Source organism: Flexivirga lutea (assembly GCF_054778955.1).
Genome location: NZ_BAAGZB010000003.1, coordinates 243,584 through 265,365 on the forward strand (window position 1 = coordinate 243,584; position 21,782 = coordinate 265,365).

Annotated in this window: 20 protein-coding genes; 12 read left to right on the forward strand and 8 right to left on the reverse strand. The window is 69.9% G+C overall.

Features of this window, described 5'->3' with window-relative positions:
• Positions 1-58 precede the first annotated feature (58 nt).
• The 3 genes from lepA to ACYVBN_RS13865 are packed head-to-tail and all read left to right on the forward strand — an operon-like array spanning position 59 to position 3,169.
• Complete coding sequence (lepA, locus tag ACYVBN_RS13855) at positions 59-1,906, forward strand: elongation factor 4 (RefSeq protein ID WP_460601036.1); 1,848 nt, start codon at positions 59-61, stop codon at positions 1,904-1,906.
• A complete protein-coding gene (gene trmB, locus ACYVBN_RS13860) occupies positions 1,907-2,692 on the forward strand; it encodes a tRNA (guanine(46)-N(7))-methyltransferase TrmB (protein WP_460601037.1) in 786 nt (261 codons plus the stop codon).
• A 9-nt stretch (positions 2,693-2,701) separates the two neighbouring features.
• Complete coding sequence (locus ACYVBN_RS13865) at positions 2,702-3,169, forward strand: hotdog fold domain-containing protein (RefSeq protein ID WP_440282513.1); 468 nt, start codon at positions 2,702-2,704, stop codon at positions 3,167-3,169.
• A gap of 3 nt (positions 3,170-3,172) precedes the next feature.
• Here ACYVBN_RS13865 and ACYVBN_RS13870 read toward each other — a convergent pair whose 3' ends face one another.
• The gene (locus tag ACYVBN_RS13870) at positions 3,173-4,054 is read right to left on the reverse strand and encodes a LysR family transcriptional regulator (RefSeq protein WP_460601038.1); all 882 of its coding nucleotides are present in this window, start codon (positions 4,052-4,054) and stop codon (positions 3,173-3,175) included.
• 71 nt (positions 4,055-4,125) lie between these two features.
• Here ACYVBN_RS13870 and ACYVBN_RS13875 point away from each other — a divergent pair, with 71 nt between their 5' ends.
• On the forward strand, positions 4,126-5,196 hold the full coding sequence (locus ACYVBN_RS13875; RefSeq protein ID WP_460601039.1) for a YeiH family protein: 1,071 nt from the start codon (positions 4,126-4,128) through the stop codon (positions 5,194-5,196).
• 9 nt (positions 5,197-5,205) lie between these two features.
• Here ACYVBN_RS13875 and ACYVBN_RS13880 read toward each other — a convergent pair whose 3' ends face one another.
• Positions 5,206-6,189: an N-acetylglucosamine kinase gene (locus ACYVBN_RS13880; protein WP_460601040.1), complete on the reverse strand. Its 984-nt coding sequence runs from the start codon at positions 6,187-6,189 to the stop codon at positions 5,206-5,208.
• Positions 6,190-6,304: 115 nt separating this feature from the next.
• Between ACYVBN_RS13880 and hemW the strand changes: the two genes are divergently transcribed.
• Positions 6,305-7,537: a coproporphyrinogen-III oxidase family protein gene (gene hemW, locus ACYVBN_RS13885; protein WP_460601041.1), complete on the forward strand. Its 1,233-nt coding sequence runs from the start codon at positions 6,305-6,307 to the stop codon at positions 7,535-7,537.
• Positions 7,538-7,604: 67 nt separating this feature from the next.
• Here hemW and nadC read toward each other — a convergent pair whose 3' ends face one another.
• The 5 genes from nadC to ACYVBN_RS13910 all read right to left on the reverse strand — a co-directional run bounded on the left by nadC (position 7,605) and on the right by ACYVBN_RS13910 (position 12,835).
• The gene (nadC, locus tag ACYVBN_RS13890) at positions 7,605-8,483 is read right to left on the reverse strand and encodes a nicotinate-nucleotide diphosphorylase (protein ID WP_460601042.1); all 879 of its coding nucleotides are present in this window, start codon (positions 8,481-8,483) and stop codon (positions 7,605-7,607) included.
• Positions 8,480-9,931: an L-aspartate oxidase gene (locus tag ACYVBN_RS13895; protein ID WP_460601043.1), complete on the reverse strand. Its 1,452-nt coding sequence runs from the start codon at positions 9,929-9,931 to the stop codon at positions 8,480-8,482. The genes nadC and ACYVBN_RS13895 overlap by 4 nt, the downstream gene beginning before the upstream one ends.
• On the reverse strand, positions 9,928-10,929 hold the full coding sequence (gene nadA, locus ACYVBN_RS13900) for a quinolinate synthase (RefSeq protein ID WP_460601044.1): 1,002 nt from the start codon (positions 10,927-10,929) through the stop codon (positions 9,928-9,930). The genes ACYVBN_RS13895 and nadA overlap by 4 nt, the downstream gene beginning before the upstream one ends.
• 123 nt (positions 10,930-11,052) lie before the next feature.
• Positions 11,053-11,946, reverse strand: a complete 894-nt coding sequence (locus ACYVBN_RS13905; protein WP_460601045.1) for an NUDIX hydrolase — start codon at positions 11,944-11,946, stop codon at positions 11,053-11,055.
• Positions 11,947-11,956: 10 nt separating this feature from the next.
• Positions 11,957-12,835 (reverse strand): DUF3097 domain-containing protein, encoded by an 879-nt coding sequence (locus ACYVBN_RS13910; protein ID WP_440282522.1) that lies wholly within the window; start codon positions 12,833-12,835, stop codon positions 11,957-11,959.
• A 112-nt stretch (positions 12,836-12,947) separates the two neighbouring features.
• Here ACYVBN_RS13910 and hrcA point away from each other — a divergent pair, with 112 nt between their 5' ends.
• Genes hrcA through ACYVBN_RS13925 form a run of 3 tightly spaced genes read left to right on the forward strand, consistent with a single transcriptional unit; the run spans position 12,948 to position 15,878 of the window.
• A complete protein-coding gene (gene hrcA / locus ACYVBN_RS13915) occupies positions 12,948-13,973 on the forward strand; it encodes an HrcA family transcriptional regulator (protein WP_460601046.1) in 1,026 nt (341 codons plus the stop codon).
• Positions 13,974-14,006: 33 nt separating this feature from the next.
• Positions 14,007-15,134, forward strand: a complete 1,128-nt coding sequence (dnaJ, locus tag ACYVBN_RS13920; protein ID WP_440282524.1) for a molecular chaperone DnaJ — start codon at positions 14,007-14,009, stop codon at positions 15,132-15,134.
• A gap of 6 nt (positions 15,135-15,140) precedes the next feature.
• Positions 15,141-15,878, forward strand: coding sequence for a 16S rRNA (uracil(1498)-N(3))-methyltransferase (locus ACYVBN_RS13925; RefSeq protein ID WP_440282525.1), 738 nt, complete (start codon positions 15,141-15,143; stop codon positions 15,876-15,878).
• On the opposite strand, the gene ACYVBN_RS13930 is transcribed toward ACYVBN_RS13925, so the two are convergent.
• Positions 15,879-16,643, reverse strand: a complete 765-nt coding sequence (locus tag ACYVBN_RS13930; protein ID WP_460601047.1) for a helix-turn-helix domain-containing protein — start codon at positions 16,641-16,643, stop codon at positions 15,879-15,881. It lies immediately after the preceding gene.
• Positions 16,644-16,738: 95 nt separating this feature from the next.
• Here ACYVBN_RS13930 and ACYVBN_RS13935 point away from each other — a divergent pair, with 95 nt between their 5' ends.
• The 4 genes from ACYVBN_RS13935 (at position 16,739) to ybeY (ending at position 21,777) form a co-directional block, all read left to right on the forward strand.
• Positions 16,739-18,121 (forward strand): MFS transporter, encoded by a 1,383-nt coding sequence (locus ACYVBN_RS13935; protein WP_460601048.1) that lies wholly within the window; start codon positions 16,739-16,741, stop codon positions 18,119-18,121.
• Between the two features lie 360 nt (positions 18,122-18,481).
• Complete coding sequence (locus ACYVBN_RS13940; protein WP_460601049.1) at positions 18,482-19,864, forward strand: HNH endonuclease signature motif containing protein; 1,383 nt, start codon at positions 18,482-18,484, stop codon at positions 19,862-19,864.
• A gap of 320 nt (positions 19,865-20,184) precedes the next feature.
• Positions 20,185-21,279, forward strand: a complete 1,095-nt coding sequence (locus ACYVBN_RS13945) for a PhoH family protein (RefSeq protein ID WP_440282530.1) — start codon at positions 20,185-20,187, stop codon at positions 21,277-21,279.
• On the forward strand, positions 21,280-21,777 hold the full coding sequence (gene ybeY, locus ACYVBN_RS13950; protein ID WP_460601050.1) for an rRNA maturation RNAse YbeY: 498 nt from the start codon (positions 21,280-21,282) through the stop codon (positions 21,775-21,777).
• The last annotated feature ends 5 nt before the right edge of the window (positions 21,778-21,782 follow it).

Here is a 21,782-nt window from a genome sequence, read left to right on the forward strand (position 1 = left end):
GACACTGGGCCAAGTCCCCCGATCCCGCCGCTTCTCGAGGTAAGCCACGTTGTCCCCCATGGCTCGTCAGGCGCTGCCGCCCGCCGCAACGCCCCCGGACCTGATCCGGAATTTCTGCATCATCGCCCACATCGACCACGGCAAGTCGACGCTGGCCGACCGCATGTTGCAGATCACCGGCGTCGTCGACGAGCGGGCGATGCGTGCGCAGTACCTCGACCGGATGGACATCGAGCGTGAGCGCGGCATCACCATCAAGAGCCAGGCGGTCCGGATGTCGTGGGAGTTGGACGGCTCGACATACTGCCTGAACATGATCGACACGCCCGGTCACGTCGACTTCACCTACGAGGTGTCGCGCTCGCTGGCGGCGTGCGAGGGTGCCATCCTGCTGGTCGATGCGGCGCAGGGTATCGAGGCGCAGACGCTGGCGAACCTCTACCTCGCCATGGAAAATGACCTGACGATCATTCCCGTGCTCAACAAGATCGACCTGCCGGCGGCCCAGCCGGAGCGGTATGCCGAGGAACTCGCCGGACTGATCGGCTGCGAGCCGTCGGACGTGCTGCAGGTCTCGGGCAAGACCGGGGTCGGTGTCGAAGCACTGCTCGACGAGATCGTCCGGCAGTTCCCCGCCCCCGAGGGCGACGCCGACGCGCCCGCCCGCGCAATGATCTTCGACTCGGTCTACGACACCTACCGCGGCGTGGTGACCTACGTGCGAGTCGTCGACGGCTCACTGCATCCCCGGGAGCGCATCGAGATGATGTCGACCCGCGCCAACCACGAACTGCTCGAGATCGGAGTGATCTCACCCGAGCCCACGCCGGCCGACGGTCTCGGGGTGGGTGAGGTGGGCTACCTGATCACCGGGGTGAAGGACGTGCGCCAGTCGCGGGTCGGTGACACGGTCACCTCCGCCCGGGGCGGTGCCACGACGCCGCTGGGCGGCTACCGCGACCCCAAGCCGATGGTCTTCTCCGGTCTCTATCCCATCGACGGCTCGGACTACCCGATCCTGCGCGATGCGTTGGACAAGCTGAAGCTCAACGACGCCGCGCTGGTCTACGAGCCGGAGACGTCGGCGGCCCTCGGCTTCGGCTTCCGGGTCGGCTTCCTGGGCATGCTGCACCTGGAGATCGTCCGCGAGCGGCTGGAGCGGGAGTTCGATCTCGACCTCATCTCGACACTGCCGAGCGTGGTCTACGACGTGACGCTCGACGACGGTCGCACGGTCACCGTCACCAACCCGAGCGAGTTCCCGGACGGCAAGGTCGCCTCGATCACCGAACCCGTGGTGCGTGCGACGATCCTCGCGCCGAGTGAGTTCATCGGTGCGGTGATGGAGCTGTGCCAGTCGCGGCGCGGGACGCTGCGCGGGATGGACTACCTCTCGCCGGAGCGTGTCGAGATGCGCTACACGTTGCCGCTGGCCGAGATCGTCTTCGACTTCTTCGATGCCCTGAAGTCCAAGACGCGCGGATATGCCTCTCTCGACTACGAACCCGATGGCGAGCAGGTCGCCGACCTGGTCAAGGTGGACGTGCTGTTGCAGGGGGACAAGGTCGACGCGTTCTCCAACATCGTGCACCGCGACAAGGCGTACGGTTACGGCGTCTCGATGGCGACCAAGCTGAAGGAGCTCATCCCGCGCCAGCAGTTCGAGGTGCCGATCCAGGCCGCGATCGGCACACGGGTGATCGCCCGTGAGAACATCCGCGCGATCCGCAAGGACGTGCTGGCCAAGTGCTACGGCGGCGACATCAGCCGCAAGCGCAAGCTGCTGGAGAAACAGAAGGAGGGCAAGAAGCGGATGAAGATGGTCGGCTCCGTGGAAGTCCCTCAGGAGGCGTTCATCGCAGCGCTGTCACAGGACTCCGGCGCCGTGGAGAAGGCGAAGAAGTAAGTGTCGCAATCTGATTCGCCGGTCCACCTGGCCCGGACGCGCTCCTTCACGCGGCGCAGCGGCCGGATGGCCGAACGCCACCACCGTGCGCTCGCCGAGCACGGGCCGGCATACCTGCTGGACGTGCCGATGGTGGGTGAAGGCACGCTGGTCGAGCCGGACCACCGCCTCGACGTCGCCGCCGCGTTCGGCAGGTCCGCGCCGCTGGTGGTGGAGATCGGTTCCGGCGGCGGGGACTGCATCGTGCACGCGGCGGCCGAGCACCCCGACGTCGACTTCCTCGCGGTCGAGGTGTGGGTGCCCGGTGTCGCGCAGACCATCGCGAAGTGCGTGCACGAGGGCGTCGACAACGTCCGATTGATCTGTGCCGACGCGGCACAGGCGCTGCCCAGCATGCTGGGACCGGGCAGCGTGCGCGAGGTATGGACGTTCTTTCCGGACCCGTGGCCGAAGTCCAAGCACCACAAGCGTCGGCTCGTGCAGCCGGAATTCGCCGATCGAGTCGCGGATCTGCTGGAGCCGCAAGGTCACTGGCGCCTTGCGACGGACTGGGCGGACTACGCCTGGCAGATGCGGGACGTGGTGGAGGGCTGTGCTCGACTCGTCAACCCGTATGCCGGGCGGCTCGCCGACCCCGGCGACACCGACGTCGACCCGCGCGGGGACCATGGGGGATTCGCACCCCGCTTCGACGGCCGCGTCGAGACGAGATTCGAACGCAAGGGCCTGCGGGTCGACCGGATCGTGCGCGACGTGCTGGCCACCCGGAAGGCTACCAACGAGTAACATCGACGTATGACGTCGACGTTCCAGCTCTACCAGCGCTTGGCCGGCAAACCGTTCGGACGACAGGTGTTCGCCCTGGGCTTCATGGCGCGGGCGCCATACTTCGCCACCGTGCAGCCGCAGGTACGCGAGATGGCGCCCCACCGCGCCGTGGTGCGGATCCGCAAGTGGCGCGGAGTGCAGAACCATATCGGCACCATCCACGCGATCGCGGTCGCCAACGGCATGGAAGCCGCCATGGGGCTGCTCGCCGAAGCGACGGTCAAGCCGGCAACTCGCTGGATTCCCAAGGGCATTCAGCTCGAATACATCGCAAAGGTGCCGTCCGCAGTCGACTGCATCGCCGAGACCGATCCGGCGGACTGGGACCGGCCCACCCCGCACGAGGTGCCGGTGCGGGTCACCGGCAGGCTGGCCGACGGCACCGAGGTGGTCAACGGCGTCATACCACTGTGGGTGACGGAGGCGAAGAGCTGACGCTCACGCGCGACCGGCGATCGCGACGAGTTCCGCGGCGGGTCCACGCAGTCTGCGCGGGCCGGTCCAGACGGCGCGCAACTGACGATGCAGCCGCAGGGTCGTCGGGACCTCGAGCAGCGCACCGGTGGCGAGTGCGTCGGAGACTGCCAGTCTGCTCAGCACGGCCGGCGCCGTGCCGGACTGGACGCTGACCCGCACGGCGGCGTTGCTCGCGAGCTCCACCGCCGGTTGCGCCGGCGCCCCGAGTGCTTCGTCGAGTGCGACCCGCGTGCCGGAGCCGGGCTCGCGCACGACCAGTGGAGTGATCCAGAGTTCGTCGGCGGTCACCGGTTCCCGGCGGCCCGCCCACGGGTGCCGGGGCGTGACGACCAGGACGAGTTCGTCGTGTGCGACGACGAGGTGATTGACGCCCCGCGGTGGTTGAGGCCCCTCGATGAAGCCGAGGTCGCAGCGTGCTTCGAGCAGATCCGACAGGACGTCGTGCGTGTTGTGCACGTGGATCTCGATGCGTACTTGCGGTTGCGTCTCCCTCAGCGTGGCCAGCCACGACGGCAGGAGGTGCTCGGCGATGGTCTGGCTGGCTGCGACGACGAGCGACTCGCTGCTGTCCGTCGCGAGGGAGGTTGCGCCCTCGGCCAATTCACGCGCCGCCTGCATCACGCTGCGCGACCACCCCACCACGAGCAACCCGGAGTCGGTGAGCGTCGATCCCGCGGTCGAGCGGTGCAGCAGCGTGATCCCCAGATGGCGCTCCAGGCGAGCGATGGACCGGCTCGCGTTGGGTTGCGCGACACCCGTCGCCCGGGCGCCGGCGGACAGGCTGCCGTGATCGGCGACGGCGACGAGCAGCTCTAGGGCACTCAGGTCCGGCCAGCATGTCATATGCGGAGGATATACCCACTATGGGGAGATGACGGCTACCGGCGGAGCGCGCGTGGGCCGAACCTTGTGGTGTGGCAACGACGACATATTCGAACTGTGCAGCAGCAAGCCCTTCGGCCGGTGGCGATCCGCACGAGCGCTCCGCGCTGTCCTATCTTCCCGGGCTGCTGGTAGCTGTGGTGATCGCCTCTGTTGCAACGCTTTTCGGCCACTTTGCACCCGTGATCGGCGGCCCGGTGTTCGGCATACTGTTGGGCATCCTGGCAGGCTCAGCCGTGCCGCTGATGCGCGATGAGCGGCTCGCGCCCGGGGTGGGCTTCGCCAGCAAATCGGTGCTGCAGCTGTCGATCGTGGTGCTGGGCACCGGGCTGTCGCTGGCGAAGGTGATCGAGGTGGGCGGTGGCTCGTTGCCGGTCATGCTGGGCACCTTCGCGGTGGCCCTCGGCGGTGCCTACGTCCTCGGCCGGCTGCTGGGGATCAACGGCGAGCTGTCCACTCTCATCGGTGTCGGCACCGGCATCTGCGGTGCCTCGGCCATCGCCGCGACGACGGCCGTCATACGACCCAAGCAGTCGAATGTCGCCTACGCCATCGGCACGATCTTCACCTTCAACATTCTCGCCGTGTTGCTGTTCCCCCCGATCGGGCACCTGATCGGGATGTCCGGTCATTCGTTCGGGCTGTGGAGCGGCACGGCGGTCAACGACACCTCGTCGGTGGTCGCCGCGGCATACAGCTTCGGCGACGGCGCCGGACCCTACGCGATCGTGGTGAAGCTGACCCGCTCGCTGCTGATCATCCCGATCGTGATGGTGCTGGCGTTCCTCACCGCACGACGGGACGCCGCCCATCAGGGCGAACAGGTCAGCATCCCGTGGCGCAAGGTGGTGCCGGCGTTCCTGGTCGGATTCCTGGTCGCGGCAGCACTGAACTCCATCGGCGCCATCCCCGCCGGCTGGCACGATGCGCTGACGTTCCTCGGCACCTTCCTCATCACCGTCGCCCTCGCGGCCATCGGCCTGGGAATGCGACCCGCACAATTGCGGGCCGCCGGGCACCGGCCCCTGCTGCTCGGCGCACTGCTGTGGATCTGCGTGGCGCTGGCCAGCCTCGGACTGCAGGCGGCCACGGGGACCCTCTGACGTCGCGGGTCAGATCCGAGACCGTATGGCGCGGAGCGACGTCCGGGCGTGTGCGTGTCGGTCGGCGTCGACCGTGACGCTCGCCGAGCGCAGGTTCATGCAGATCGCGCCGAGCGTGCCGTCGGAGACGGCATCGACCGGTCCCGTCCAGCCACGCTCGCGCAGGAGTTCGGTAACCCGGGAGCGCAGCCCCGCCTGATGGAAGAGCACACTTCCGCCCACGACCAACGGTGCGTCGCGATCGGGGGAGTCCAGCGCGGTGACGGTGTCGGCCAGACCGGTGCCCGCATCCTCGATGATGGACCGGGCGATCTCGTCGACGGGGGCCTGCTCGAAGACCAGGGGCGCGAACCGTGCGATGCCGGGTGTGGGGATCGCGTAGACGGCGGTGACGAGCTGGTCGAGCAGCACGTCCTTGCCGGCGGACCGATCACCGACCACACCAGCTGCCGGCAGCAGGGCCTCGGTCAGGCTGGTGCGGGGGCCGCGGCTGTCGAGATCGGCGGTGACGGCGCGCACCGCCCGGCGTGCGATCCAGTAGCCGGAGCCGACGTCGCCCATCAGCCAGCCGCGGCCGTCACTGCGCGCTGTCGTGACACCGCCGCGCACCACGATCGCCGCAGCTCCGGTGCCGGACACCAGCGCGGCACCATCGAGCGCGGCCGTGCCCGCGAAGAGGATGGCCTCCAGGTCGCTGCCGATGCGCAGCTCGGCCGAGACGCCCAGTTGCTGCAGCCCGCGCTCCACGCCGGTCAGTCCGACCGCAGAACCCGCCATCGCCGCAAGGGCGTGGCCGATGTCGGCAGGTTCCGCCTGGGCCTGGCGCAGGGCGTTGTCAGCCGCCGAACGCATCGCATTGGCAACGCTTTCCACGCCTGATGCGGTCGGGTTGCCGCCGCCGGCGACGGCATACCCCATGCACGTCCCGTCGGCATCGTGGACCAGGGCCCGCGTCGAGGTGCCGCCGGCGTCGACGGTGAGGAAGAGACTCATGGGGTCCATTCAACCGGGTGCTCGGCACGCCATCACAGGGAGCCGCTGTCCGGGTGCGCACTGGCGAGCGGGTCGCGGCCGAACCTCGCGGAGCGGCGCGACCTACCATTGCCGGGTGCCTTCCACCCTCCCCGTCGGAGAACCCGTCCCGTCCGACGGTTCGCTGCCGGCGACGGCGCTGAACGGGCTGGCCGGTCGCCGGCTCGGCCTTTATCTGCACGTGCCGTTCTGTGCGGTGCGGTGCGGTTACTGCGATTTCAACACTTACACGATCGGTGAACTCGGCGGGTACGGCGCGGGTGTGTCCACCTATGCCGACGCCGCCGTCGCCGAGCTGCAGCTCGCGCGCCGGACGCTGGGCGAGGAAGCTCCCGCGATCAGCACCATCTTCGTCGGTGGGGGCACTCCCACGATGCTTCGTGCCGACGACCTGGCGCGAATGGTGGCGCAGGCCGGTGGCCTCTTCGGGCTGCAGCCGGACGTGGAGGTCACCACCGAGGCCAACCCGGACACGGTCGACGGACGCGTGGCCGAGACGCTCGCCGCGGGCGGGTTCACCCGGGTGAGCCTGGGCATGCAGTCGGCTGTTCCGCACGTGCTCGCGACCCTGGAACGCACCCACGATCCGGCCAATGTCGGTGCTGCCGTGCGCGCGGTCCGCGATGCAGGGCTGCAGGTCAGCCTCGACCTGATCTACGGCACGCCGGGGGAGAGTCCGGCCGATTGGCGACGCAGTCTGGAGGCTGCGGCCGAGCTGGAGCCGGACCACATCAGTGCCTATGCCCTCGTCGTGGAGGAAGGCACCAAGCTGGCCGCGCAGGTGCGCCGTGGTGTCGTCGCCCTGCCGGAGGACGACGACGAGGCGGAGAAGTATGAGATCGCCGAATCAGTCCTGACGGCAGCAGGATTCGACTGGTACGAGATCAGCAACTGGGCACGGCGGCCGGACGCGCGGTGCCGGCACAACGAGTCCTACTGGCGCGGCGACGACTGGTGGGGCGTCGGTCCGGGTGCGCACAGCCATGTCGGCGGGGTGCGCTGGTGGAACGTCAAGCACCCCTCGCCGTACGCCGAGCGTGTGCTGGCCGGCGCGTCGCCGGGTGCGGGTCGGGAGATCCTCACCGACGCGCAGCGGTATGACGAGCGGGTGCTGCTCGGCGTGCGGCTGTCGGACGGCCTGAGCCTGGACGTGCTCGACGAGGCCGGTCGCTCCGCCGTCGCCGGGCTGATCGCCGACGGCCTGCTCGACGGCGCGGCAGCGGTCCGCCGGCAGCGCCCGGCCGCCCGGCTGACCCTGCGGGGCCGGCTGCTCGCCGACACCGTGGTGCGCCGCCTCCTCGGCTGGTAGCCCTTCCCGCCGAGACGTCATGCGCGATGCGGGTGCGTCGGCTGAGGTGGGCAGCGGAGCGCCTGGGTCAGATGTGCAGGTCGAGGCCGAAGTCGTGGCAGCGCACGCTGTGCGTCAGGGCGCCGACCGAGATCGCGTCCGCGCCGGCGCGGGCCAGTTCCTGCACGGTCTCCTCGTCGACCCCACCGGACACCTCGGCCACGAGCGGCGCCGGGTGACGGCGGATGTGGGCGACCCCCGTGGCGACCTGCCACGCCTCCATGTTGTCCAGCAGCACCGCGTGCACGACCGGCGGCCGGCCGTCGGCGATGCGCTCGGCGTCGAAGGCGAGGACCGTGTCGAGTTGCTCGATGGTGTCGACCTCGATCTCCACGCGGACCAAATGACTGCCGGCCGCGGCCAAGCGCTCCAGGACGGGGAGCAGTCCGCCGCCGAGGCCGATGTGGTTGTCCTTGACCAGCACGGCGTCATACAGCCCGAACCGATGGTTGGTGCCGCCACCGTCGAGGACCGCCTGCTTCTCCAGCTCGCGCAGACCGGGCGTGGTCTTGCGCGTGTCCACGATGCGGGCCTTGGTGCCCTCCACCAGATCGACGAAAACGCTGGTGCGGGAGGCGATCCCGGTGAGGTGACCCAGCAGGTTGAGGGCGGTGCGTTCGGCGGTCAGCACCGACCGGGCCGAGCCGGTGAGGGTGGCGACGAGATCTGCGGGCGCGAGCTTGTCACCTGGCTGCTTGGCCCAGTCGACCCGCAGCGACGGATCGACGGCGGCGAAGGTCGCAGTCGCGGCGGCAGGGCCGGACAGGACGCCCTCCTCCCGGCTGACGATGTATGCCGTCCCTGCCGCGTCGCCCGGCACGGTCAGCCGGGTGGTCAGGTCGCCGCCCAGGCCGAGGTCCTCGGCGAGCGCCGTACGTACGACCCGTTCGAGTTCGGGGCTGATCATGGTGTCACTCCTAAGGATTCGGCGGCCGCGGGAGCGGCGTCATCGGTGCGCCGGTGCGCGCCGACGCTGTGCGGGTGGGCCAGAGCCGAGCGCGCGACGAGCCAGGCGACATACGACACGTCATCGCCGGTGTGCGGCGCCAGCAGACGCACGGCGCGGTGCAGACCGGCACCGTCGCGCAGCACCCCGCACGCGTCGCCCAGCACGCGACGAACGTCCTGCATCGCAAGAGTGGCACGGTTGGTGCGAGGCAGCACCGTCGCAGGGTCGGCGGGCTCGATCCGGCAGTCCCGGGTGCCCGGCCCGGCACACGCGTCCTCGGCGGCCGCGCGGCCGCTGACCACCGCCTCCAACAGGGAGTTGGAGGCCAGCCGGTTGGCACCGTGCAGCCCCGTGCGAGACACCTCGCCGATCGCCCACAGACCAGGCACCGACGTGCGGCTGTGGTCGTCGACGGTGACCCCGCCCATCGAGTAGTGCAGCGCGGGCCGGACGGGCAGCAGGTCGGCGGCGAGGTCCAGGCCAGACGCCGCGGTGAGTTCCGCGACGGCGGGGAAACGCCTTGCGACCTCTGGGATCCCGCGCACGTCCAGCCGGACGGTGCGACCCGCCGACAACTGCTCCCACACCGCCGCGGCCACCACGTCACGAGGCATGAGCTCGTCGACGAAGCGGATCCCGTCGGCCAACAGGGTCGCTCCCGCGCCGCGCAACGCCTCGGTGAGCAGCGGCATCGGGTCGCGCGGAACGTCCAGTCCGGTGGGGTGGAACTGCACCAGATGCAGGTCGTCGGTGCGTGCGCCGATCCGGGCGGCCAGCGCAACGCCCTGGCCGAGCGCCGTGGTTGGGTTGGTGGTGTGCGGCCAGAGCCCACCGAGCCCGCCGGTCGCGAGGACAACGCGTTCGGTCTCGATCAGCTCCTCGGTGCCGTCGGCGCGACGGACCACGACACCCCGTACGGAGCCGTTCGGGCGGACGAGCACCTCGATGGCCGAGTGGTTCTCACGGATCTCGATCGTGGGGGAGTGGAGCACCGCGGACGCCATACAGGCGGTGATGGCGGCGCCACTGTGATCACCGGCGTGTGCGACCCGCGGGCGGCTGTGGCCGCCTTCCAGCGCGAGGTCGAGGCTGCCGTCGGGCGCGCGGTCGAAGGGGACCTCCAGGTCGGCGAGCAGCCGGACGACGCCGGGGGCGGCGGCGGTGATGCGATCGATGACCGCGCGGTCGCCGGCGAACGCACCGGCCCGCCAGGTGTCGTCGGCGTGGTCCCGGGTGGAGTCGTCTGCGGCGAGTGCGGCGGCGACCCCGCCCTGCGCCCACATGCTGGCTGCGCCGGACGTCAGCGAGGCGGCGGTGATCAGCACGACCGGCTCGGTCGCTGCCCAGGCGCAGGTCAGGCCGGCCAGTCCGGATCCGACGACGACGATCGGCGTGCGCAGCGTCATCGCGCAGCCCCTCCGGGGGTCGCTTGCAGCATGCGTTCGATGGCGCGGCGGGCGGGGGCGGCGACGGCCGCGTCGACGTCGATCTCCGGGCCGCCGGATTCCAGCGCAGCACGTATGGCGCCCAACGTGTTTCGCTTCATGTGCGGGCACAGGTTGCACGGCCGCACGAACTCCAGGTCAGGGTGCTGTGCGGCGATGTTGTCGCTCATCGAGCACTCGGTGATCAGTGCGACGCTGGCCGGCTGCTCGTCCTCGACATACCGCTGCATGTCGGCGGTCGACCCGGCGAAGTCGGCCTCGGCGACGACGTCGGGCGGACACTCGGGGTGTGCGAGCACCGTCACGCCGGGATGTCCCTGGCGGATCTGCACGATGTCCAGCGGGGTGAAGCGTTCGTGCACCTCGCAGGCGCCGGGATGCGTCACGACCTCGACACCGGTGAGGGCGGAGATGTTCCGGGCGAGGTACTGGTCGGGGATCATGATCACCGTGTCGACGCCGAGCGAGGTGATGATCTGCACGGCGTTGCCGGAGGTGCAGCAGATGTCGCTGGCGGCCTTGACCGCCGCCGAGGTGTTGACGTAGGTGACGACGGGTGCGCCCGGGTGCTGCTCGCGCAACGCCGCAATGTCTTGTGGCGTGATGCTTTCGGCGAGCGAGCAACCCGAGCGCAGGTCGGGCAGCAGCACCCGTTTGCCGGGGTTGAGCAGCTTGGCGGTCTCGGCCATGAAGTGCACACCGGCGAGGACGATGGTGCCGGCGTCGACGTGCTGCGCCTCCCGGGCCAGCGCGAGGGAGTCACCCTTGATGTCGGCGACGCCGTGGAAGACCTCCGGTGTCATGTAGTTGTGCGCCAGGATCACCGCATCCTGCTCGCGCTTGAGCCGGTGGATCGCCTCGATGTCGTCGGCATACATGGCCCACTCGACCTCGGGGATCACCTGCCGCACGTTCTCGTATGCCGCCGCGTGGTCGTAGGACAACTCGCTGATGCTCACCATTGCTCCTCAGCTTGGTAATGCTCACAATGAGTAAATGCTGAGACTGAGCATAACACCGGTGCGCATCGTCAGAAGGGACGGAGCCCGGAGTTCCGAACCGGCGGCCGTCCGGTTGGCGGCCTACCGAGGCAGCGGCAGCTTGGTGCCGACCTGAGCACGTTCCTCGCGGACCGAGCCGCGGAAACGGTAGAGCTTGGCGGGGCGTCCGCCGGTCTCGTGCGAGACGTCACCGGTGGGTTCGACGAGCTCATGCTGGACCTCAACGGCGCGGCGGAAGTTCTGCTTGTGCACGTGCTGGCCGGCGACGGCCTCCACGGTCTCCTGCAGGGCGAGCAGGGTGAACGTCGCCGGCATCAGCTCGAAGACCACCGGCCGGTATTGCAGCTTGGCCCGGATCCGGGAGAGGCCGGTCGCCAGGATGCGGCGGTGGTCGTGCAGCATCGGACCTGCGGTGAGTGCGGAGATGCGTCCGGCGGCAGGGGATTCGGCGACCAGGCCGGCTTCCCAGAGGAGTTCGTAGCGCTGCAGCGCCAGGTCCGGACGCCAGGGTGTGTCGTCGTAGCCGAACAGGAAGCGGCAACGGTCGAGGCGTTCGGTGGACTCACCGCACCAGCGGCGCAGCGCCCGCTCCAGCTCCTCGCCGAGGCGGTCGGTGCGGTCGTCGCCCAGATGCCGCCGATCCTCCCACGGCAGCAGGTCGTACAGCGGTGACCAATCGGTCGGGCGCACGCTGCCCGCGATCGACGCACGGGTGAGTCCCAGATAGGAGATCGAGACCGTGCGCCGGTCGTCGCTGGACCGGCCGAGGTCGGCGAACGTGTAGAGCTGCTCGACATACCCCAGATCGAATCCGCTGCGGCCGCGGGCGAACTCGCGAACTCCGGCCTGCAACGAGTCCTGTCCCGCGGTCAACGGTCCGGCCGGCAACGCGGGTGGTTCACCGGTCGCGAGGACCCAGGGCCGGCCGGCGTCGACGGCCAGTACGACGGCGACGAGCTCCGCCTCGAGCTTCATCCGCCGGCTCTCATGCAACGGCCGTGACGAAGTCGATGAGTTCCTCGACCCGACCGAGCAGCTCGGGCTGCAGATCGGTGTAGCTGCGGACCGTGCCGAGGATGCGCTTCCAGCCGTTCGCGACATCGGCCTGGCTCGCGTGCGGCCAGCCGAGTTCGGCCAGGACGCCGTGCTTCCAGGAGGTCCCGCGCGGTATGACGGGCCACTGCTTCCAGCCGAGCCGCTCCGGACGCACGGACTGCCACACGTCGACATACGGGTGGCCGAGCACCAGGACATCCTGGCGTGCCTCGGGTATGGCGAGGGCGTCGGCCACGATCCGGGCCTCCTTGGTACCCGGGACCAGATGATCCACCAGGACGCCCATCCGGCGCTCGGGGGTCGGGCCGAACTCGCGGATGACCGCGCGCAGGTCGTCGACGCCGTTGAGCATCTCGACCACGACGCCTTCGATGCGAAGGTCCGCGCCCCAGACCTTCTCCACGAGCTCGGCGTCGTGCTTGCCCTCGACGAAGATGCGCGACCCGCGCGCGACCCGCGCCGTCGCATCGGTGACCGCACGCGAACCGCTGGCGGTGCGCGCTGCGGCGTCCCGGGCTGCCTGCAGCGCGGCCGCGTCCGAGCGCGAGGCGGCGGCCACCAGCTCGACCGGTTTGCCGTCGATGAGGAAACCCGGACCCATCGGGAAGGCGCGGCTGCGGCCGTGCCGGTCCTCCAGGTGCACGACCCGCATGCCGCCGGACTTCTCGACCGACACGACGGCACCGCACCAGCCGGTTTGGACCTCCTCCACGACCAGTCCGGGTTCGGCGGGAATCTGCGTCGAACGTCCCCGTGGCGGCTTGCGCCAGTCACCCGCGAGCACGTCGGTGCCATATCTGTCCGTCACGCCGGGAAGCGTAGTCGGGGATTCGGCTCGCTTGCGGGAGGCAAGTAGACTTGGCACTCGACATACCTGAGTGCCAGACGTAGGGCCCGGGCGAGTGAGGAGGTGACCGGTCATGAGCGACGAGCGCAGGCTGCAGGTGCTGCGAGCGATCGTGCAGGACTACGTGTCGACCTCCGAACCGGTCGGTTCCAAAGCGCTGCTGGAGCGTCACCAGCTGGGGGTCAGTGCGGCCACCGTGCGCAACGACATGGCCGCGCTGGAGGAGGACGGGCTGATCGCCGCGCCGCACACCTCCGCCGGCCGCATCCCCACCGACGCCGGTTACCGGCTGTATGTCGACAAGCTCAGCCAGATCAAGCCGCTCTCCCGGGCCGAACGCAATGCCATCGAGGCGTTCCTGGTGCGGTCGGTGGATCTGGACGACGTGATCTCGCGCACCGTGCGGCTGCTGTCGTCACTGACCGGGCAGGCGGCAGTGGTGCAGTACCCCTCGTTGAATGCCGCCAAGGTCCGGCACGTGGAGCTGGTGCCGCGCTCGGCGGACCGCCTCAGCCTCATCGTGATCCTGTCGACCGGTCAGGTCGAGCAGCGCGTCATCGACCTGGGCCGGACGATGACCGAGGCGGAATCCGACGAGCTGATCCATCAGTTGCGGGCCGGCCTCAACGACAGAAGCGCCGGCCTGCGTCGCGCGGTGGCGGCCGGCGCGTTGCGGGACTGGGCCGCAGGTCTGGCCGAGGACTCGTCGGATGCCCGCGTGACCGTGGTCGAAGCGGTGGCCGCCGCTCTGGCGGAGGAGCGCGAGGACCGCGTCGTGCTGGGTGGCACCGCCAACCTGGTGCGCTCCAGCGACTTCGCGCTCTCCCTCGGGCCGCTGCTGGACGCCCTGGAGGAACACGTCGTACTGCTGCGGTTGTTGACGCAGGAGGGCGTCGAGCCGACCGAGGGCGTGGCGGTCCGCATCGGCACCGAGAACGCCATCAGCGGCCTCACCGGCACGTCGATCGTGACCACGGCATACGACGCGGGAAGCCTGGCGAGCCTGGGCGTCCTCGGTCCGACCCGCATGGACTATCCCTCGACCATGGCGGCGGTGCGTGCGGTCGCACGCTACGTCGCCGACATCCTGGAAAACTGACCTCGAACCGCACCAACAGCTCGAAGGAGCTTCGTGAACGACTACTACGGCGACCTGGGCGTCGCGCAGAACGCGAGTCCGGAAGAGATCAAGCGGGCCTACCGCAAACTGGCCCGCAAGCTGCACCCGGACGTCAACCCGTCCGAGGAGGCTTCCGATCAGTTCAAGAAGGTCGCGCAGGCGTATGACGTCCTCGGCGACGCCGAGAAGCGGCGTGCCTACGACATGGGCAACGATCCCTACGCGACGGCCGGTGGCGGCGCGGGCTACGGCCAGGGCTTCTCGTTCTCCGACATCATGGACGCGTTCTTCGGCGGTTCCGGCGCCGCCCAAGGCGGCCCGCGTTCGCGCACGCAGCGCGGCCAGGATGCTCTCATCGCGGTCGAGATCGACCTGGGCACAGCGGTTTTCGGTGGTGCGGAGGAGTTGACCTTCGACACGGCGGTCACCTGCTCGGTGTGCCACGGTGACGGGGCGCGGCCGGGCACCGGCAAGCACACCTGCGACATCTGCCATGGCAGCGGCCAGGTGCAGGAGGTGCAGCGGTCCTTCCTCGGCCAGGTGATGACCACCCGGCCCTGCCAGGCGTGCCGCGGTTACGGCGAGATCATCGACGACCCCTGCTTCAATTGCTCCGGCGAGGGCCGGGTGCGTGACCGGCGGACCATCACCGTCAAGGTGCCGGCCGGCGTCGACACCGGCACCCGCATCCAGTTGACCGGTGAGGGCGAGGTCGGCTCCGCCGGCGGCCCAGCGGGTGACCTCTACGTCGAGGTGCGGGTGCGCAAGCACCCGACCTTCCAGCGACGCGGCGACGACCTGCACTGTTCGGTCGAACTGCCGATGACCGCTGCAGCGCTCGGCACCGCGCTGCCGCTGGACACCTTCGACGGCGAGCGTGATGTCGAGATCCCGCAGGGCACCCAGCCGGGTGACGTCATCACGCTGCGCGGTCTCGGGGTGACGCACCTGCGCTCGCAGGTCCGCGGGGACCTGCTGGTCCACGCCAATGTGCGGGTGCCCACCAAACTCGACCCGCAGCAGGAGGAGCTGTTGCGGCTGCTGGCCAAGGAGCGTGGCGAGGAGCGCCCGGAGGCGCGCTTCGGCCGGGTCGAGAAGGGGCTGTTCGGCAAACTGCGGGACGCCTTCCAGGCCAAGTAGCCGCCGGTGACCGCACGCCTCTTCTTCGCGACCGTCGGTGCGCTGCACGCAGCCGCCGTCGGCGGCACCGTCACGGTCAGCGGTGACGAGGCACGGCACGCCGTGGTGGTCAGCCGCCTGGCGGTCGGCGAGACCGTGCAGGTGGCGGACGGATCGGGCCGGGTCGCCGAGGGCCCGATCGTCGCCGCAGCCCGGAACGGCTTGACCGTGCAGATCGCGACTCTTCGCGAATCCCACCGTCCGGCAACCCGTTTCGTGCTCATGCAGGCGCTGGCCAAGGGTGGCCGTGACGAGCAAGCCGTCGAGGCTTCGACCGAGCTCGGCGTGGACGCGGTCATCCCGTGGCAGGCCGATCGCAGCATCGTCCAGTGGCGCGGCGCCAAAGCGGACAAGGCGCACGCGAAATGGGAATCACTGGTCGTCTCGGCCAGCAAACAGTCACGCCGCCCGACCGTGCCGGACGTCGAGCCGCTGGTGACCAGCCGGAGCGCACCGGCACGCCTGCAGGATGCCGACGCCGTCGTCATACTCCACGAGGAGGCGGACGTCGCGATCGGCGAATTCGACGTGCCTGCAGGAGAAGTCGTCGTCGTGGTCGGGCCTGAGGGCGGGATCAGCCCCGACGAACTGACGGCGTTCGAGGCGGTCGGCGCTCGCGCCATACGCCTCGGGCCGACGGTGCTGCGTGCGTCCAACGCCGGCCCGACAGCGCTCGCGGTCCTGTTGGCCCGCAGCCGCTGGTGATCAGCCGGCCAACTCCTGCGAGATCGCCGGCGCCAGCCGCGCGAAGCCGGCCGCGCCGGCCGAGGTCAGCGCGAGTTCGCGCGGGCGCGGACCGTCGCAGACCCAGGCACGGTCCCGCGCGGCGGACAGGATGGCCGCACCGAGCGCGCCGGCCAGGTGCTCGCGCTGCTCCGTCCAGTCCAGGCAGAAGCGCAGCGTCGGCCGGTTGAGGGCCTCGACCGCCGCGAGATCCACGCCCCAGGACGCCAGGTGGTCCTGCGCTCCGGGCCCGAGCTCGAAGCGATCGGCCGGGACCGGTGCCGACAGGCGGTCGCCGACCCGGCGGCGGGTGTCGGCGTGTGCGTCGAGGGCGTGCAGCACACCCGTGTCGATCAGGGCGGCGGTGATCGCGACACCGAGCCGGCCGGCGAAGTGGTCGTAACAGGTGCGCGCCGTGCGCAGCCGTGCCATCCGGGTGCCCGTCCGCAGCGAGGTGATCGGGGGCAGCGGGGTCATCGCGATCAACGCCTCATAAGCGGCGGCCACTTGCGCGTCGGCCAGATAGTAGAAGCGGTGCCGACCACTCACCTCCACCTGGACGATCCCGGCATCGAGCATCCGCCGCAGGTGACCGCTGGTGGTCGCGGCGCTGACCCCGGCCTCCGTCGCCAGGCGCGACGCGGGCAGGCGCCGCCCGTCGATCAGTGCGCCGATCATCCGTGCCCGAGCACGGTCGGCGAAGGCCGCGGCCACGTCCGCGACGTCCCGCTGCTGCTTCCCGGTCATGTCGCCATTCTCGCCGCCGGACGTTTCGCCGGCCACCGAAGCGTCCGCTGCACGGTTCGGTGAGCGCCGAAGGTTCACGGCGCAGGCTGGTGCGTATGACGACGACGGAATCCGCACCGGCCGGCACGGCGCAGGGCGGGCGTGGCCGCAGCCTGCTCATCCTGTGCTCGTCGATGTTCCTGGTATTGCTCGACGTGTCGATCGTCAACGTCGCGCTGCCCAGCATCGAGCGGGGCATGGGCGGCGGCACGGCCGGCGCGCAGGCGGTGGTCGACGGCTACACGGTGCCGCTCGCGGCGTTGTTGCTGACTGCGGGAACCGGCGCCGATCGGTGGGGCGCGCGTCGTGCGTTCGTCGTGGGGCTGGTGGCTTTCGGCATGGGCTCGATCGGATGTGCGGCGGCATCGACGCTCCCGGTGCTGGTGACCGGCCGGGTGGTGCAGGGCGTTGGTGCAGCGGCGATGTTGCCGGCCAGTCTGTCGCTCATCACCGCGATCTGGGAGCACCCGGACGAACGGGCTCGGGCGATCGCCGTGTGGTCCGGTGTCTCGGGCTCGGCGGTCGCGCTCGGGCCGCTGGTCGGTGGCGCGCTCATCGGCGTCGGCAGTTGGCGCCTGATCTTCCTGATCAATGCGCCCGTCGTGGTCGCGGCAACGGTGGGTGCGGTCACGTTGCCGCGCGGCCGGACCCAGCAGCGGCCGCTCGACCGGTTCGGCGCGGTGACCTCGACCGCGAGCCTGGGATGCGCGATCGCCGGACTCATCGAACTCGGCCGCGCAGGGACCAGTCCGGTCGGATTGCTCCTCGTGGCGGCGGCCGGCGCAAGCGGAACGGCGTTCGTGGTCGGGCAGCGACGCGCCGCGGCGCCGATGGTGCCGCGTGAGCTGTGGCGCAACCGCGAGTTGCTGCGGGCGTCTGCCGGATCGCTCGGGATGAACCTCGTCGGGAACGGTTCCCTGCTGGTGCTGGCCTTCCTGCTCCAGACGGTGCAAGGCAGGGACGCCTTCTCCGCCGGCCTGGCGACACTGCCGATGTTCGCGCCGCTGACACTCGTGCCGTTGCTGGCGCGCCGGCGGATGGTGCGGATCCGTCCCGTTCGGCTGATCCGCGCCGGGTTCGTCGTCGGCGTGCTCGGCGAACTGTCGCTGGCGCTCGCGGTATGGCGCGCACCGCACGCGCTGCTGCCCCTGGTCCCCGGGATGCTGCTCGCGGGCGTGGCGCTCGGCATGCTGGTGATGCCGCTGGTCGCGACGTCGGTGGCAGCAGCGCCGAGCGCAGCGGGGGTGGTGGGCGGCCTGAACAACGCCGCCCGGCAAACCGGAACGTCGTTCGGGGTGGGGTTGTTCGGTGCGATCGCCGGCTCCGTCACTGCACCCGGCGCCACCTGTCGTATGGCGTGGTGCTTCGTCGTCGGTGCCGGCGTCTGGCTGCTCGCGATGTGGCTGGCGGCAGGCCGACGAACGAAGCCGATCGAGTAGCGGGAGAAGCGGCACAGCGTCGATCGAGTAGCGGGGGAGCGAAGCGGAGGAGCGTATCGAGATCAGCGCCCGAATCCGCCAGAAGCTGTGTGGCCGAGCTCGCGCCCTGAGGAGTTCGTGAGGGACGAGCGAGCGTCTCGAAGGGCACGTGCGGAAACGTGCGTCGGTCGAGTGCCGGAGGAGCGGAGCGAGGGAGGCGTATCGAGACCACGCCCCCATCGGAGCCTGGCGACTGCGGACGCCCGGCAGACAGTCAACCAGTTAATCAGAAATGTGTTCGATGAAATACTAGCCGTTGTCAGTGCACTCCGGTATCCTGTGGGTAGACGAAAACACAGACAGGCCAGGGGGATTCACGCCATGAGCATCCATGATTCAGTGGTGGATGCTGCCTTGGTCGCGCAGCCTGGGCGTGGCCCGGAAGTGCTGGCGGTGTTGCAGGCGGCAGCGGTCGTGTTGGACGAGGTGCCGGGTGCGGTGCACCAGGTGGGCGGCGACCAGGAGGACGAACTGGTGGCGACGCTGTTGCGGCTGCAGGGCCGGTCCGCGCAGCTGGTCACCCTGGTGGCCGCAGACGCGGCCGAACGAGGCGCGGTCGACCGGTCGGACGCGGCCACCACGGCCCAATGGTTGGGCGCTCATGTCGGCGATGTCCCGGTCGAGCCGAAGACGGTGCGGACGATGGCCGCTGTCGCGGACGCGTGCCGGGCGCGGAAGAACACTGTCATCGGCCAGGCTCTTCGAGACGGGTCGTGCTCGGTCGAATCGGCACGGACCGCCCTGACGCAGGCGGACAAGGTGGGGCCGGTGATCCCGATCGCCGACCGTGACGAGGTGTTGGGCTGGTTCCTGCAGGTGGACTCTTCGCTGGGGTGTGCCGGTCTGACCCGGCTGACACGGGAGATCCTGGCCTGTTACGCCCCGGACAAGCTCTCCGACGACGACGAGAAGCTCGACGACACCGAGACGCTGTCGTGGTCGACGACACCGACCGGGATGACCCGGCTGGTGGCCGAGTTGTCGCCGGCGAACGCGGCCATTCTGAAGGAAGCGATCAACGCCAAGTCCGCGCCCGATCCGGCGAAACCCGATGCCAGCACGGGTCACGGGTCGGGTGCCGTCTTCGGCCTCGGCGGCGCCGACACATCCGAAGCCTTCGATCCGTCCGCAGGTTCGGGTGAGCCGGTGCGTGATGAACGCTCGGCGGGCAAGCGTCGGGCGGACGCGCTGATGGACCTGGTCGGTGCCGGCGCCCGTGCCGCGGCGGGGGACGGTGTGCAAGCCAGTGCCGCGACAGTGTTGCTGACCATCGGGTTGGACACCCTCACCCACGGCAGCGGCCCCGCGCACACCAGCACCGGCGACGTGATCGATGCGGGCGCGGCGCGGCGGTTCGCCTGCACCGCCGACCTCATCCCCGCCGTCCTCGGCGGTCCCAGCCGACCCCTGGACGTCGCACGGCGACAACGCCTGGCCACCAAGGCCATCCGGGCCGCGGTGATCCTGCGCGATCACGGGTGTACCTTCCCCGGCTGCGACCGGCCACCCGGGTTCTGCGAAGTCCACCACGTCACCCCTTGGTGGGCCGGCGGCCACACCTGCCTGACCGACTCGGCATTGTTGTGCGGCAGGCATCACCGCACCGTGCACCGGCAGGGCTACCTGGCCGAGATCCGACCCGACGGCGTGCACTGGGACCTCACACCCGGCCTGATGCCCGGCCACCACACCGCGGCAGCCTGAGCCTTGAGGCGCAAGAGGGCTGTGGTGACATTCGGAGCGGTCCGCGTCGTCGATCTGCCTTCCCGGTGGTCGATCGGCGACCGCAACGAGCTCCCGGCACGACTCATGCGGCAGGGGAGTTCCGCCGTCTGCAACGATCAGTGGATTGGCGACGTGGTGGAGCGCACTGCCGATCGGCATGAGCAAGCTCGAGCGGTGACGGGGCTCTGTCGCGGAGATACGAGAGCGAGGTCTTCTCGGCGGACCGATGGGTCCTACGGGGCGATCGGGCAGCAAACGATTCGAAGGCGTCGGTCATCGCCCGTAGAATGGGACGCACGATGACAAGTGATGATCATGATCCTCAGCCCGGGTCGCTGAAGCGGTCGGCCGACAACACCGGCACCGACCCCGGCGCACCGGGCGACGTGCACGCCCAGCACACCATCGAGGTTCCGCCGGACGTGTCGATGGTGACGCTCCTCGGGCCGCGCGACGAGTTGCTACGCACCATGGAGCGGGCCTTCCCGAAGCTGACCATCCACGTGCGGGGCAACGTCTTCCACCTGGCCGGCCCGCCCGCCGACATGGCACTGGTCGAGGAACTGCTCGACGAGCTGCTGACGGTGCTGGACGCGGGCCAACAGCTCAACCGTGACGCCGTCGAGCGCTCGATCGGCATGCTGCGGGCACGGACCCGCGAGCGTCCGGCGGATGTGTTGACGATGAACATCGTCAGCAACCGCGGTCGCACCATCCGGCCGAAGACGTTGGGGCAGAAGGAATACGTCGACGCCATCGACGAGCACACCGTGGTCTTCGGCATCGGCCCGGCCGGCACCGGCAAGACCTACCTGGCGATGGCCAAGGCGGTCGCCGCGCTGCAGGCCAAGCAGATCAACCGGATCATCCTCACCCGGCCGGCGGTCGAGGCCGGGGAGCGGCTGGGCTTCCTGCCCGGCACGCTCAACGACAAGATCGACCCCTACCTGCGGCCGTTGTATGACGCCCTGCACGACATGATCGACCCCGACTCCATCCCACGGCTGATGGCCGCCGGCACCATCGAGGTGGCGCCGCTGGCGTACATGCGCGGACGGACCCTCAACGACGCGTTCATCATCCTCGACGAGGCCCAGAACACCTCGGCGGAACAGATGAAGATGTTCCTCACCCGGCTCGGCTTCGGCTCCAAGATGGTGGTCACCGGAGACGTCACCCAGGTGGACCTGCCCGGCGGCACCATGTCGGGTCTGCGCGTCGTGCAGGACATCCTCGGGGACGTGGAGGGCATCCACTTCTCCCGGCTGACCGCCCAGGACGTGGTGCGTCACCGGCTGGTCAGTGCGATCGTCGAGGCCTACGAGGAGTTCGATGCCCGCGGCGCATCGGCTCGTCCGGCGAAGGTCGTCCGTGCCGAACGGCGGGGCAAATAGATGAGCATCGACCTGCTCAACGAGACGGATTTCGAGGTCGACCTGCCGGAACTGCGCGAGTGCGCGGTCCACGTGCTGCACGAGCTCAACGTGCACCCCGACGTCGAGCTCTACATCGGCATCATCGACGAGCCGGCCATGGAGTTGCTGCACAAGCAGTGGATGGACCTGCCGGGGCCGACCGACGTGATGAGCTTCCCGATGGACGAGCTGCGGCCCGGCAAGGCCGGTGACGAGCCCGTCGAGGGCGTGCTCGGCGACATCGTGCTCTGCCCGACGGTCGCGGCCAAGCAGGCGGCCGAGGCGGGACACACGACCGCCGAGGAGCTCCTGCTGTTGACCGTCCACGGTCTGTTGCACCTGCTCGGCTTCGACCACGCAGAGCCGGACGAGCGTCGCGAGATGTTCTCGCTGCAGCGCACCCTGTTGCTCACCTTCCTCGCCGGCCGCGACCGCCAGGGTGAGGACGTGCGCATCATCCCGCCGACCGGCGAGTGAGACCC